Here is a 12,887-nt window from a genome sequence, read left to right as displayed (position 1 = left end):
TTACAGGGAACAATTTTTATCAGGTATTGCATAAGGTCTCTTTTTTTAAATGTCTTTGACATAGGGTCCATTTTAATTATAGAGAGCGGTTCTTTAATTTGGTTAAATGGTATTATTTTATTTTTAAGGTGTTTAATTGTTCTTCAATAGCTTCTAATGGAGCTTCCGCTTGCAATAAAGCAGCTGCAGTATAGGCACTTTCAATTAAAGCAGTGTCGTATAAGTTAACAGTCTTATCAGAGGTTTCAATCGCTAATTCTAGATTCATTTTAGCACTACCTAAATCATAAAAAGCCAGAACCGTTTCTTCTTCAAACGAAGATAAAGCCTCTTCGATTCGATCAAAACTAGTTCCAATTCCACCTTCTGGAGTTCCACCAGCGCTTTTAACAGTAACGTCTTTAGCAACTTCGCTAATTAATTTCGCTAAACCGTCCGCAATTTCGGTTACATGAGAAACTAGCAATACACCATACTCTTTACTCATCGTAGACACCTGCTTCCATCATTGTTTTAAACAGATAGCTACTAGACATAGCACCTGGGTCAATGTGACCGATAGAGCGGTCACCTAGATATGAGGCGCGTCCTTTAGTAGCTTTCATATCTATCGTTTTTTCAACAGTTTCGTCAATAAAAGCACTCGTTAAAGTTTTTGATTTTACAGCTTCAACAACTGGTACCCATTCATCGACCATGGTTTTTTCTCCTGCTACGGCTTTACCACGTTTTTGGATGCCTTCTAATCCGGCTTCTAAGACGGTAGCTAGGTCATCACTGTCTTGACTAGCCTTGGCCATGCTAATAAATGCAGAACCTAGTAGTGGACCTGAAGCCCCTCCTACTTTACTGACTAAAGTCATTCCGGTTACTTTAAGCAGATCAGGTAACGTTTCAGGATTTTTAGTTTGCAATGCTTCAGTTAATGCGTTAGCTCCGCGGGCAAGATTGTTTCCATGGTCACCATCACCAATAGCAGTATCTAGTTCGCTAAGATAAGCTTTATTTTCTAAAATTTGTTCAATAAAAAGATCAATCCATTTTCTTGCTGTTTCTTGTGTTAACATAAAATTTTATTCTCCTTTCTTTACCAAGCAATTGTTGTTACGGGTGCATTTAAATACTCTAACCAACTAGTATCTTCTAATTTGACCAAAGTCAGAGAAAGACCTTCCATATCGATAGAAGTCATATAGTCGCCAACTTTTCTGAAGTCTAATGTCAATCCTTCATCTGTTAACAATTGTTTCACATCATTCATAAAAATAAATTGTTCCATCAATGGAGTTCCACCCATACCGTTAACTAAAACAGCAAATGAATCTCCTTTTTGCCATTTAAATTCTTTTTTTAATTGATTTACCAATTCTTTAGCTAATGCAGCAGAGGGTTGAAGTTTTTCTCTGCGGTAACCAGGTTCACCGTGAATTCCTACGCCAAACTCAATTTCGTCAGCTTCTAATTCAAATCCTGGTTTGCCAACTTCTGGTACAGTAGCAGGATTTAAAGCAACACCTAAAGATTTTACAGTTGGGATAAACTTGTCAGCTAATGCTTTTATTTCTGTTAAAGATAAACCTTTTTCAGCAGCGGCACCTAGAATTTTGTGTACTAAAACAGTACCAGCAATTCCACGTTTCCCAGCAGTATATGTGCTATCTTCAACGGCAATATCATCATCAACTACGATATAATCAACTTCGATATCTTCCATTTCTGCTAACTCTTTAGCCATATCAAAGTTCATAACATCTCCAGAATAGTTTTTAATAATTAAGAATACGCCTTTTCCTTCATCACTAGCCTTAATACCTTCTAAAATTTGGTCAGGAGTTGGAGAGGTGAAAACTTCACCACAAACGGCAGCTGACAACATTCCTTTTCCAACAAAACCGGCATGAGAAGGTTCATGTCCACTTCCACCGCCACTCACTAAACCAACTTTTCCTGTAGGCTCAACTTTACGATGAATGACAGATGTTTCAGGTAAACGTTCAACCAAATCTTCATAGGCAAAGACTAAGCCGTTCAGCATTTCGTCTAAAATATTCGATGGATCATTGATAATTTTTTTCATTTTTTTCAGACCCCCTGAGAGTTTTTTGATTGACTTCATTATCATTGTAACCGTTTTTAAAGAAAAGAACAAAGTAAACGATTAGTAAGGTTGACTAATCAGCCGATGAATAAAAAAAGCTTCCCAATTATAAATAGAATGGAAAAATAAAGGGCTGGTTTCAAGCTGTTTTGGTATACTAGTAATAGATACCTCAATTAGGAATCAAAAGGATTGTGTGTGGTAGTAAAGAGTGAGAGGAGAGCTTACGATGAATAACCAAATGCAGTTGTATTCGCTTGTGAAAAAACTTTATCAAGCTGGTTTCTGGGAAGATTATTGGGATAATGATATTATTGGCATACAATTGGCTAGTTATAAAGAACCTGTTTTTATTTCCGTTTTAGGGAAAGCTGAACAGAATTTCGGTTTCTTAATTTATCGTAATTTGGAAGAACTGTCATACTTTTTTGAAACGCGCAAACGAGCTGAGTTTCGTGAGTTTAGCTCGGTAATGGAAATGCTCCAAACTCAAAAATGTATTTCTTTACACTTTGAAGATCGTCAAGAAATTCCCAAAGAAGAATATAAAAAAATAAAAGCTAGCGGCATAACTTTTAGAGGTAAAAAAGCATGGCCGGTCTTTACAGACTATAAGCCAGGGTATTACCCGTTTACAATAGATGAGAACGATGTACCTTATCTGATAGCTGTTTTTGAAAAGTTAGTGGAGACGGCACAGGATTTCCGAGCATCTTTACATGTCTATGAAAAGGAACAAGAAACCTACGAAGTTTTAATGCGGAACTATAAAAAAGATGGTTCATATAAAGATGGTTTTTATGTAGTTCCAGAAGCGATTCTAGAAGGGATAGTTGATAATGAAATAAACTATGCCTCTATTAAACTGACAGAATTTGAGATGAAGCGAGCGGGTACTCAAAAAATGGAACATACGGTTTGGGAATTAGATATTGATTTTGTTGGAGTACCAGTTGTTCCTCCAAGCGGCGGGCGGCCAGTTTTTCCTTGTTTGCTACTGGTAGCAGATACTCAAAAGGGTGAAATCATTTGTAGTGAGTTTATCAAACCGCAAGATATTGAAAAAATCCAACGTATTGTCCTTCAACTCATCTTGGCACAAAATGGTAGACCACCAAAGATTGTCATAGATGCAGATCGTTATGTTAAAATTGCAACGTATTTAGAAATGATGTTAACGGCATTAGATATCGAATTGGTGCCAATTCAAAAACTGCCTTTATTATCCGTTGTTAAAGAAGACATGTTAGAATATTTTAAAGAGTAACTTTTAATCAATCAAAAATGGAGGCTAATAATGAAAACTCTAGTGATCCTATCACATCCTGAAATTAAGGAGTCAGGAAGTCAGCAGTATTTGCTGAGTTCGATTCCTGAAAATAAAAATATAACTGTTCATCATTTGGAATCCATTTATCCTGATTTCAATATAGACGTAGAAAAGGAACAAGAGCTGTTAAAAAAACACGATCGAATCATTTTTCAGTTTCCATTTTACTGGTATACAGCTCCTGCATTATTGAAAAAATGGCAAGACGATGTACTAGCAGATAATTTTGCCTATGGTAAGAAAGGGAAAGCATTAGTAGGAAAAGAATTTGGATTGGTATTAAGTATTGGTGTAAAAAAGGAAGAATACCAACCTGGGGGACGCGAAGGATTTAGTATTGATGAATTGACAAAACCCTTTCAAGCAATGGCACTGAAGACGGGAATGACGTTTCTTAAAACATTGCCGATTTTTCAATTTAGTTATTTAACAGAAGATCAAAAAATGAGTCTATTGATTCGCTACCAACAATATTTGACCCGTGAAAAAGACGATAGTTTAGAAGCTCGAGAAAGATGGTTTATCCAGGAACTATCAGAGACGGATGCAACGAAATTAAATAATGGAGATCAATTCGTTCTAGACCAAGCAATAGAATTTATAGAAGAAAATAGAGATACAATAGATGAACTGAAGATTGTTTTAGATCAAATGAATTAGCTTGTTAAGGAGGTCGGTAAATGAAATGGAACAAAAAGAGTGGTTGATTCAAGAGTTGGAACGATTAATTCAAACAAGTCGTGATTACAAACAAAAAGCGTTATTAAAAGCTGTGATTGATTTAATTGATGAGCAAGTTGAACGAATTAGACAAATGGAAGGCGAATTGGATGGAACTTTATGGAGTCCGCGCAATTGGAATGAATAAGACAAGACAAAACAAAAAAGCTATAAAAAACAGGCAACCATAAATAGGACTGCCTGTTTTTTATAGCAAGAACTGATTTTTACTGTTGGTCTATCACTGAGCAGTTTTTGATCGGATGTAAGAATAGTTTCCTAGATATTTTACGAGGTGTTTGTTTTTCAAAAGATAAGTTGTGTCAAAAAACTTATCTAGAAAGTAACGGTCATGTGAAACAGCGATAATTGTTCCTTTAAACTGGCTTAAGGCTTCTTCAATCATTTCTTTGGAATCAATATCCAAATGGTTAGTAGGTTCATCCAAAATAAGAACATTATGATTTAAATGAACGAGCTGTGCCCACCTTAAACGCATTCTTTCCCCACCAGATAGTTGATTCATTTTTTTAAAGACATCTTGCCCGTAAAATAAAAACTTTGCTAAAATATGCCTTGCTTCACCTTCTGAAACGGAAATTTTATCACGAAACTCTTCGATAACTGTAAATTGAGTAGACATTTCAAAGGCATGTTGGGAGAGATAGCCGATGGACAGAGAAGATCCTACTTCAACGCTTCCAGTATCCGGTTGGATTTTCCCGAGTAATAGATTTAATAAAGTGCTTTTTCCAGTTCCGTTAGCCCCAACAATGGCAATGCAATCTTGATAATGAACATGAAGTTCAAGGTTTTCAAATAATAACTTCTCTCCATAGTGTTTACTGACTCCATTTAGTTGAAAAAGATCTTTACTAGACCGCTTTTTAGTTGTTAATTGAACTTCCATCTTATGTTGTTCAAGAAGTGGTTTTTTGACTAACTCAATTCTAGCCAAAGCCTTTTCCATGTTTTTTGCACGGCGGTGCATTGCGTCGCTTGGTGGATTAGAACGGTTTGCCCATTCTTTTAAGCGTTTGATTGCTTCTTTCATTTTTTTTATTTTTTTCTGCTGATCTTGATACTCTTGAAATTCGCTTAGTATTCGTTTTTCTCGTTCCTTAACATAATCAGAATAATTTCCAAAATAATAATGCAGTTCTCCTTGTTCGATCTCAACGATTTCCTGTACAACATCATCTAAAAAGTAGCGATCATGTGAAACGATGATGATCGCTCCATCATAGTTCTTCACGAACTGAGTCAACCATTCAATAGCTAAAATATCTAAATGATTTGTGGGTTCATCAAGCAAAAGTAAATCAGGGTGTTCCAGTAAAATTTTCGCTAAACCAACTTTTGTCCGTTCTCCGCCACTCAAGGTTTTCCACTCTTTTTCCAGTAGAGCGTCAATGTGCAGGCCACTTGTTACGCGGCGGATAGAAGCATCTACCTCGTATCCGCCTAATTCTTCAAAATCTTGCTGCAATTGTCCATATTGATCTAAAAGTTTTTCTAAAGGAGCGTTAGGGTCTGACATTTTTAAACTGAGTTGCTCCATTTTATTTTCCAAAAGAAAAATGTCTGCGAAGCTTTTTGCTAGAATTTTATATACTAGCGAGTGATCATCTTGTTTTGGAAGTTGAGCAAGCATGCCAACAGTTAAGTTTTTTTGCCAAGAGATTATGCCATTACTAGGTTGCTCAACACCAGCAATAATTTTGAGTAAAGTTGTTTTTCCTTCACCATTTTGTCCAATCAAACCAATCTTTTTTGAAGTAGTGATATCCAGACTTAAATCACTAAAAATCGTGTCAGCTCCATAAGTTTGTGTTACATTTTTCATATTAAATAGACTCATTTTTAATTCCTCCGTTTACCGGAAACAGCAAAAAAAGAGAGGGAAAAAGACCTCTCTTTTTAGAAATAACGACGTGTAAAAAGACTCCTTAAAGAAGTTCAACGTGTCGTAAAAAGATGCTTTTTCTGGCTTTTCCAATTTAATTTAGTTAAAAAAGGGCATACTTCACCAATTTTTACTAAACAGCGGAAAATTCGGCACGGATAACATACAAAAATGCTGTTTCTTTATTTGTTATCACGTTCCAACCAGTCATTAACATCTTTTCACCTCCTTAAATTCTAATCATTTATTCATTATAGTATACTATATAACTAACATTAGTAAAAGAAATTGTAAAAAATTAACTTAATAATGATAAAACCAATAGAATACTGGTCTTCTTTTTTTGCTACTAGGTGAGTGGATGTGAATTTTGGTATCGATTGTTTGTAAAAAACAGGTATAATAGGAAAAAAAGGAGGAGTAGTGAGAATGAAAAGAGAAAGTACAGCAGACTATGACATAAAAATGGAAAATGTCCGTTATTCTGCTCCTCAACGGTATTATGGAACGAGAATCTTATTTGTTATTAAAGGATCTGCAACCATTTCATTTGGAGGACGTAATTTTGAAATGGAAGAAAATGACATTTTAATTGTTAATCGTACCAATAACTATTCCGTAATGGGAAGTGAAGATAATTGCATTATTTCACTTAGCATTTCCAGTCAATTTTTTGTGACTCATTATAAGGAATACTTTCATTACAATTTTTTCTGCTTTTCAAAGGAAGTAGATCCTGGCAGAGAAGGGATGATTGCTCAATTAAGACGATGGTTATCTGAAATCATGATTGCAGATTCAAGGAAAGATGAGAGCAATACCCTGGAAATTCGAAGCAACTTGTATCAAATCATGTTACTGATGACACGTTTTTTCAAAAAAGAAGCCCCACATTGGAAAGGTGTAGATACAAGTGATGAACGGATCGCACGAATTATTCAGTTAATTGAGCAGAGGTATGCAGAACCGTTGACCCTTTCTGAGTTAGCAGAACATGAAAATCTATCTTCTTCTTATCTATCTCGTTATTTTAAGCAAATGACAGGTATGGGATTTTTAAATTATCTAAATCAAGTTCGTTTAAAACATAGCCTAGATGACTTATTGTATACTTCAGATAATTTATTTCAAATAGCGATGAAAAATGGTTTTTCGACTGCAAAAAACTATACGGTTGTTTTTAAAACGATTTATAACCAAACACCTGCTCAATATAGAAAAGAACACCAACATGAGCAATTAGAACAACATGAAGCGTTGATTAATAAAGTTGAAGCTCACACAGTTCTTGATTCTCCTGCGATCTTAGATAGACTAGCAAGTTATTTAGATGAAGGAATAGATCAAAGTTATACGATAGATGAAGAACACCTTGAAGAACGCAGAATTGTTCTAAATAGTGAAGGTGAGCAAGAATTAAAACACGAAAAGCATATCATATTTATTGGTGAGTTAAAGGAATTACTAAATGAAAATGTTAAAAGACAGTTGATTTTAACCAAAAAACAAATGCGTGTAGACTTCGTAGGGATTCAAAAACTTTTTGAAGAGACGCTATCTTTAACTGAAACAGACCTAATAGATGGGGCTGGCAGTTCGACAATGTATGCAAATTCAGATATTGTCTTACAATTTTTAAAAGAACAAGAAATCTATTTATTCTTAAAAATAGAGTATAAGCAAATTTGTCAGAACGAAGACTATTACTTTAAAAAAATTGACCAATTCATTCAGCATGCTCTACAAGCTTTTGGACGTGATTTTGTAGAAAAATGGCAAATTCTATTTTATAGTAAGGAAGATTCTTCAATAGAGTCATCAGAGTTAGAGCGCGTTTATTTAAAAGTCTGGCAAGTGATCAAAAATAAATCTAGTAAAATGAAAGTTGGAGCGTTCTTCCCGTTTGATGAACAAAAAGAAGAGCTTCCAGAAAATCAACAGTGGCAAATCGAACATGCAAGTAAAATTGAATTTATCGGTTATGAAGCAGATCAAAATGAAGTTATTAATTTTCATGATATTAATGTGGAAGAATTTTCTAAGAGTCATCGTTATATTATTGATAAAACGAAAAAAATCAAATCATTTATGCAGCAAAAAAACATCGATCGACCAATGTTTCTGACTAATTGGAATATTTTATCTGGAAATACACGTTATATCAATGGGAATTTCTTTAGAGGAGCACTGATTTTAAAAAAAATTTTAGAATTAGAAAATGACGTAGAAGGAATTGGATTCTGGATCAATAGTGAAATTCATGAGCGATTACAAGATTGTTCTAATAACTTAATCGATAGTTTAGATTTGTTTCATTTCTTTAATGAAAAAAGACCGACCTTTTATACCATGCGTTTTAAAGAAAGGTTAAGAGGAGTGGTCATTGCGCGAGGATCAGACTATCTAATGACTGAAAATGAAGATGGCTATCAACTGATTATTTTCAATGAGCGACAATTTAGTCCTCGTTACTCGATTGATGAACTATTTGTAAAAAATCGAAGCAAAGAATTACACATTCATCTCAGGGGAATTAAACCAGGGAATTATCAAATCCGTACGCTGAAATTTGACCGAGATAACGGAGGATTATACTCTAAGTGGTGGAATCTGAATAGTAAGTACGGTATTGATCATGAAATGATGGATCATATCGTTCAATCTCTTAGTCCAGCACTGGATATCAAAGATGAATATTTAAATGAAGAATGGTCTTTTTATTCTTTATTGACAACTAACGCAATTCACTTTATTGAGTTCCGTAAGGCCATTGAATAAGTGAACAAGATTACTTTACAAAGCACAACCCAATGGCTATACTGTAATTTGGTAGGAGGTAGACCATGAAAAAAGTAATTATTGCTAGCATTAAAGGCTATCAAAAAGGCATTTCTCCTTTATTTCAACCAAGTTGCCGCTATTATCCAACCTGCTCGCAGTATGCAATCGAAGCGATCGAGAAACACGGTGCAATCAAAGGTACAGTAATGGGAACAGCCCGCATTTTAAGGTGTCACCCCTTTATTAAAGGCGGATATGATCCGGTTCCAAAAAAATTTACGTTAAGAAAAAATAGAGAAATAAAAACAATGAAAAATTAGCAATAAGCTGACAAATTTAACATTTGTCAGCTTATTTAGTGCGTTCAGATCGTTTTTTTAAAAACATAGAAGAGGCAAACTATTTTTAGTTTTTTCATGAAAAGGTACGAATAACTTTGACAAACCTTTTAATATAGTGTAAATTGTCTTAGGGACGAAATATGGAGAAAACATAAAGAAATAATGTTCGTGTTTTTGAATCCCCATAAAAATGATAATGAATAGCCTAAAAATTAGAGCCATAACAGAAAGAGGTTAAGGAAAAATGAAAGTTTTTGACTATGAAGATGTCCAACTTATTCCTAATAAAAGTATTGTAAGCAGCAGATCCGAATGTGATACAACAATTGAATTTGGTGGTAGAAAATTTAATTTACCAGTCGTACCGGCTAATATGCAAACAGTTATTGATGAAACATTAGCTATTTGGTTAGCAGAAAATAACTTTTTCTATGTGATGCACCGTTTTGATGAAGAAGACAGAATTCCTTTTATCCAACGAATGAATGAAAAAGGACTATATTCTTCGATTAGTGTAGGTGTAAAAGCAGCAGAATACACATTTATTGAAACTTTAGCGAAAGAAAATTTAGTACCAGAATACATTACGATCGATATTGCTCATGGCCACTCTGACTTAGTGATCAATATGATTCACCATATCAAGAAGTACTTACCCCGAACATTTTTAATTGCAGGGAATGTTGGTACTCCAGAAGCTGTTCGCGAATTAGAAAATGCTGGGGCTGATGCGACTAAAGTCGGTATTGGACCAGGAAAAGTATGTATTACAAAACTAAAAACAGGATTTGGTACTGGTGGCTGGCAATTAGCTGCATTGCGTTTATGTGCTAAAGCTGCAAGAAAGCCATTGATTGCTGATGGCGGAGTACGAGATCACGGCGACATTGCTAAATCAATCCGTTTTGGAGCTTCTATGGTTATGATGGGATCATTATTCTCAGGACATGATCAATCTCCAGGAAAAACGATTGAAAAAGATGGTAAAATGTACAAAGAATACTTTGGTAGTGCATCAGAATACCAAAAAGGTGAACATAAAAACGTTGAAGGCAAGAAGATTCTTGTAGAATACAAAGGCGATATCGCTGAAACATTATTGGAAATGAAACAAGATCTACAATCTTCTATCTCATATGCTGGTGGAAATGATGTAGAATCAATCCGCAAAGTGGATTATGTAATTGTTAAAAATTCAATATTTAACGGAGATCGTTAGATAAAAGAGAAAAGGTCCTGTAAAGGATCTTTTTTTTGCTGTAATGCAAATGAGTTGTATCCTCTGGTTTCTTTGTTACACTTAATGAGTAAACTGAAATGAGAGGGGTCATGAGCATGAAAGTATTAGTGGTAGGTGCAAATGGGCAAATTGGTAAAATGATCGTAGATAAATTACAGGATAGCGACAAGCATTCAGTACGAGCAATGGTCAGAAAACCAGAACAAGCTAATGCATTAGACATGAAAGATGTTGAAGCGTGTTTAACGGATTTAGAAGGACCAATTGAAGCGATTCAGAATGCTCTTGAAGGTATGGATGCCGTTATTTTCTCTGCTGGTTCAGGCGGAAAAACAGGCTACGACAAAACATTGTCCATTGATTTAGATGGAGCTGTGAAAGTCATGGATGCAGCAAAAGAAGTTGGCGTTGACCGTTTTATTATGGTCAGTGCAATGAACTCAGATGATCGTGCAGCTTGGGATAATGAAGAGATGAAACCCTACAATATTGCTAAGTATTATGCCGATCGCTGCTTGAAACAAAGTGGATTGACTTTCACAATCTTGCGTCCCGGCTTATTGAAAAATGATCCAGCTACAGGGAAAATCGAAGTAGCTGAGAACTTACCAGGTGGCGCTATCTCTCGTGAAGACGTGGCAGAAGTGGTAGTTGCAAGTTTAGATAATGAATCAACTTTTAATAAAGCCTTTGATCTTTTAAATGGCGATTCGCCAATCGATGAAGCATTAAAAAATCTATAAACCTGGTTTATTAGTCAAACGGACGCTTGTTTTGTTGCTGATTTGATCGATAACCCCGTTTATTAGTCAAACGGACGCTTATTTGTTACTGATTTGATCAATAACCTAGTTTATTAGTCAAACAGACGCTTATTTGTTACTGATTTAATCAATAAACCAAGGTTATTAGTCAAACAGAGACTTATTTGACGCCTATTTAATCAATAAACCTAAACGAAAGCTCTTTTCATTTTGAATACGTGGGGTAGAAGAGGGCCAGAATACAAAATAAGAGGCTGGGACAATTGTCCTTGTCCCCAGCCTCTTATTTCTATACCATACCTGGTTTTAAGATTACTTTTATGTTTTGATCTGCTTTTTTATCAAAAATATCATAAGCTTGTGCTGCTTGCTCAAGCGGCATTGTATGCGTAATGATATCTGTTGGATCGAAGATGTTTTTTTCGATCATATCATACAATTTTGGCATTAGGTGAATAACAGGAGCTTGTCCTGTTTTTAGAATAACGTTTCGGTTAAAGAAATCATTGATAGGGAAACTAGCAGAAGGTGTCATATAGACTCCAGTAATTTGAACCGTTCCGAACTTTTTAACACTTTCAGAAGCTGTAACAAGAGGACTGATGGTTCCGCTTTGAACGCTGAGAAGAGTTTTAGCTTTCTCTTTAGCAGGCGCTACACCATCCATTCCTACGCAGTCAATGACTACATCTGCTCCACCATTAGTCGTATCATAAAGAAATTTTCCAACTTCCGTAACGTCTTTAAAATTAACGGTTTCGACATTATTTGTTTTGTGTGCATGATCTAAACGGTGTTTCACATTATCAACTGCGATAACACGTTTAGCACCTTTCATTTTAGCAAATTTTTGAGCGAAAAGACCAACTGGACCAGAGCCAAGAATGATGACCGTATCGCCTTCTTTAACACCGCTGCTTTCTACACTCCAGTAAGCAGTAGGGACAATATCAGATAAGAAAAGAACTTTTTCATCTGGCAGGTCATTTTCTGGGACTACGAAAGAAGTAAAATCAGCGAACGGCACGCGTAAGAACTCTGCTTGGCCTCCAGGATAATTTCCATGCATTTTACCAAAACCAAATAGACCACCATTGTCAAAAGCAGGATTTGGATTGGAATTGTCGCATTGGCTTTCCATCTCATGTGTACAGAAATGACATTCGCCACATCCAATATTAAATGGAATAACAACTCGATCGCCTTTTTTTACTTTTTTAACACCAGGACCGACTTCTTCAACGATTCCCATTGGTTCGTGACCCACTACATAATCTTCTTCCATTACCGGTTTTCCATTATGATACAAATGTAAATCAGATCCGCAAATAGCCGTTGCTGTAATGCGGACAATCATATCAGTAGGTTCTTGAATCGTTGGATCTGGAACATTTCGAACTTCCATTTTTTCATTTCCTTGCCATGTTACTGCACGCATAAAATCGCTCCTTTTATTTGTATTTATTTATTTGTATTTATAAGGTGAATTTTAGCATAGCAAATAAAGATAGTAAAATAATAACGCTTACTGCAACTAGTGAAGAAGATGAAAAAAGAGTTTTATTTGCCACTTTCAGCAAACAAAACTCTTTTCTTCTAAACTAACTTGATTAAGAAATATTTTTTCTTGCCTTTACGAATAAGGATAAAGCGTTCGTCAAATGAGTTTTCAGGTGTCACAATAGTTTCAATATCGGTAATTTTTTC

At 35.2% G+C, this 12,887-nt stretch carries 13 protein-coding genes; 7 read left to right on the top strand and 6 right to left on the bottom strand.

Features of this window, described 5'->3' with window-relative positions; translation table 11 throughout:
- Window positions 1–112: 112 nt before the first annotated feature.
- Genes dhaM through dhaK form a run of 3 tightly spaced genes read right to left on the bottom strand, consistent with a single transcriptional unit; the run spans window position 113 to window position 2,077 of the window.
- Window positions 113–487, bottom strand: a complete 375-nt coding sequence (gene dhaM / locus ABS911_RS12245; RefSeq protein ID WP_350467797.1) for a dihydroxyacetone kinase phosphoryl donor subunit DhaM — start codon at window positions 485–487, stop codon at window positions 113–115.
- The gene (gene dhaL, locus ABS911_RS12240; RefSeq protein WP_350467796.1) at window positions 480–1,067 is read right to left on the bottom strand and encodes a dihydroxyacetone kinase subunit DhaL; all 588 of its coding nucleotides are present in this window, start codon (window positions 1,065–1,067) and stop codon (window positions 480–482) included. The genes dhaM and dhaL overlap by 8 nt, the downstream gene beginning before the upstream one ends.
- A 20-nt stretch (window positions 1,068–1,087) precedes the next feature.
- Window positions 1,088–2,077, bottom strand: coding sequence for a dihydroxyacetone kinase subunit DhaK (dhaK, locus tag ABS911_RS12235; protein ID WP_350467795.1), 990 nt, complete (start codon window positions 2,075–2,077; stop codon window positions 1,088–1,090).
- Window positions 2,078–2,327: 250 nt separating this feature from the next.
- Between dhaK and ABS911_RS12230 the strand changes: the two genes are divergently transcribed.
- Genes ABS911_RS12230 through ABS911_RS12220 form a run of 3 tightly spaced genes read left to right on the top strand, consistent with a single transcriptional unit; the run spans window position 2,328 to window position 4,296 of the window.
- Window positions 2,328–3,365 carry a DUF7309 domain-containing protein gene (locus ABS911_RS12230; RefSeq protein WP_350467794.1) on the top strand — a complete coding sequence of 346 codons (1,038 nt, stop codon included), beginning with the start codon at window positions 2,328–2,330 and terminating at the stop codon, window positions 3,363–3,365.
- 30 nt (window positions 3,366–3,395) lie between these two features.
- Window positions 3,396–4,088, top strand: coding sequence for an NAD(P)H-dependent oxidoreductase (locus ABS911_RS12225; RefSeq protein WP_350467793.1), 693 nt, complete (start codon window positions 3,396–3,398; stop codon window positions 4,086–4,088).
- Window positions 4,089–4,113: 25 nt separating this feature from the next.
- The gene (locus ABS911_RS12220; protein WP_350467792.1) at window positions 4,114–4,296 is read left to right on the top strand and encodes a hypothetical protein; all 183 of its coding nucleotides are present in this window, start codon (window positions 4,114–4,116) and stop codon (window positions 4,294–4,296) included.
- A 93-nt stretch (window positions 4,297–4,389) separates the two neighbouring features.
- Here ABS911_RS12220 and abc-f read toward each other — a convergent pair whose 3' ends face one another.
- Window positions 4,390–6,009 (bottom strand): ribosomal protection-like ABC-F family protein, encoded by a 1,620-nt coding sequence (gene abc-f / locus ABS911_RS12215; protein ID WP_350467791.1) that lies wholly within the window; start codon window positions 6,007–6,009, stop codon window positions 4,390–4,392.
- A 474-nt stretch (window positions 6,010–6,483) separates the two neighbouring features.
- Here abc-f and ABS911_RS12210 point away from each other — a divergent pair, with 474 nt between their 5' ends.
- The 4 genes from ABS911_RS12210 (at window position 6,484) to ABS911_RS12195 (ending at window position 11,159) form a co-directional block, all read left to right on the top strand.
- Window positions 6,484–8,832, top strand: a complete 2,349-nt coding sequence (locus ABS911_RS12210) for a helix-turn-helix domain-containing protein (protein ID WP_350467790.1) — start codon at window positions 6,484–6,486, stop codon at window positions 8,830–8,832.
- A gap of 65 nt (window positions 8,833–8,897) precedes the next feature.
- Window positions 8,898–9,155: a membrane protein insertion efficiency factor YidD gene (gene yidD, locus ABS911_RS12205; protein WP_350467789.1), complete on the top strand. Its 258-nt coding sequence runs from the start codon at window positions 8,898–8,900 to the stop codon at window positions 9,153–9,155.
- 265 nt (window positions 9,156–9,420) lie between these two features.
- On the top strand, window positions 9,421–10,395 hold the full coding sequence (guaC, locus tag ABS911_RS12200) for a GMP reductase (protein WP_350467788.1): 975 nt from the start codon (window positions 9,421–9,423) through the stop codon (window positions 10,393–10,395).
- Window positions 10,396–10,511: 116 nt separating this feature from the next.
- Window positions 10,512–11,159 (top strand): SDR family oxidoreductase, encoded by a 648-nt coding sequence (locus ABS911_RS12195; protein WP_350467787.1) that lies wholly within the window; start codon window positions 10,512–10,514, stop codon window positions 11,157–11,159.
- 310 nt (window positions 11,160–11,469) lie between these two features.
- On the opposite strand, the gene ABS911_RS12190 is transcribed toward ABS911_RS12195, so the two are convergent.
- Both ABS911_RS12190 and ABS911_RS15385 read right to left on the bottom strand, forming a co-directional pair.
- Window positions 11,470–12,618: a zinc-dependent alcohol dehydrogenase gene (locus tag ABS911_RS12190; RefSeq protein WP_350467786.1), complete on the bottom strand. Its 1,149-nt coding sequence runs from the start codon at window positions 12,616–12,618 to the stop codon at window positions 11,470–11,472.
- Between the two features lie 158 nt (window positions 12,619–12,776).
- Window positions 12,777–12,881, bottom strand: a complete 105-nt coding sequence (locus ABS911_RS15385; protein WP_502880546.1) for a hypothetical protein — start codon at window positions 12,879–12,881, stop codon at window positions 12,777–12,779.
- Window positions 12,882–12,887 lie beyond the last annotated feature (6 nt).

The organism is Carnobacterium sp., from assembly GCF_040274425.1.
Note: the sequence above shows the minus strand (reverse complement) of the source record. Positions and strands in the feature narration are given on the sequence as shown.

What these genes read in the sequence shown, in the direction of transcription:
- dhaM (WP_350467797.1), bottom strand. Translation starts at nt 487, where the DNA reads ATGAGTAAAGAGTATGGTGTATTGCTAGTTTCTCATGTAACCGAAATT.
- dhaL (WP_350467796.1), bottom strand. Translation starts at nt 1,067, where the DNA reads ATGTTAACACAAGAAACAGCAAGAAAATGGATTGATCTTTTTATTGAA.
- dhaK (WP_350467795.1), bottom strand. Translation starts at nt 2,077, where the DNA reads ATGAAAAAAATTATCAATGATCCATCGAATATTTTAGACGAAATGCTG.
- ABS911_RS12230 (WP_350467794.1), top strand. Translation starts at nt 2,328, where the DNA reads ATGAATAACCAAATGCAGTTGTATTCGCTTGTGAAAAAACTTTATCAA.
- ABS911_RS12225 (WP_350467793.1), top strand. Translation starts at nt 3,396, where the DNA reads ATGAAAACTCTAGTGATCCTATCACATCCTGAAATTAAGGAGTCAGGA.
- ABS911_RS12220 (WP_350467792.1), top strand. Translation starts at nt 4,114, where the DNA reads ATGGAACAAAAAGAGTGGTTGATTCAAGAGTTGGAACGATTAATTCAA.
- abc-f (WP_350467791.1), bottom strand. Translation starts at nt 6,009, where the DNA reads ATGAGTCTATTTAATATGAAAAATGTAACACAAACTTATGGAGCTGAC.
- ABS911_RS12210 (WP_350467790.1), top strand. Translation starts at nt 6,484, where the DNA reads ATGAAAAGAGAAAGTACAGCAGACTATGACATAAAAATGGAAAATGTC.
- yidD (WP_350467789.1), top strand. Translation starts at nt 8,898, where the DNA reads ATGAAAAAAGTAATTATTGCTAGCATTAAAGGCTATCAAAAAGGCATT.
- guaC (WP_350467788.1), top strand. Translation starts at nt 9,421, where the DNA reads ATGAAAGTTTTTGACTATGAAGATGTCCAACTTATTCCTAATAAAAGT.
- ABS911_RS12195 (WP_350467787.1), top strand. Translation starts at nt 10,512, where the DNA reads ATGAAAGTATTAGTGGTAGGTGCAAATGGGCAAATTGGTAAAATGATC.
- ABS911_RS12190 (WP_350467786.1), bottom strand. Translation starts at nt 12,618, where the DNA reads ATGCGTGCAGTAACATGGCAAGGAAATGAAAAAATGGAAGTTCGAAAT.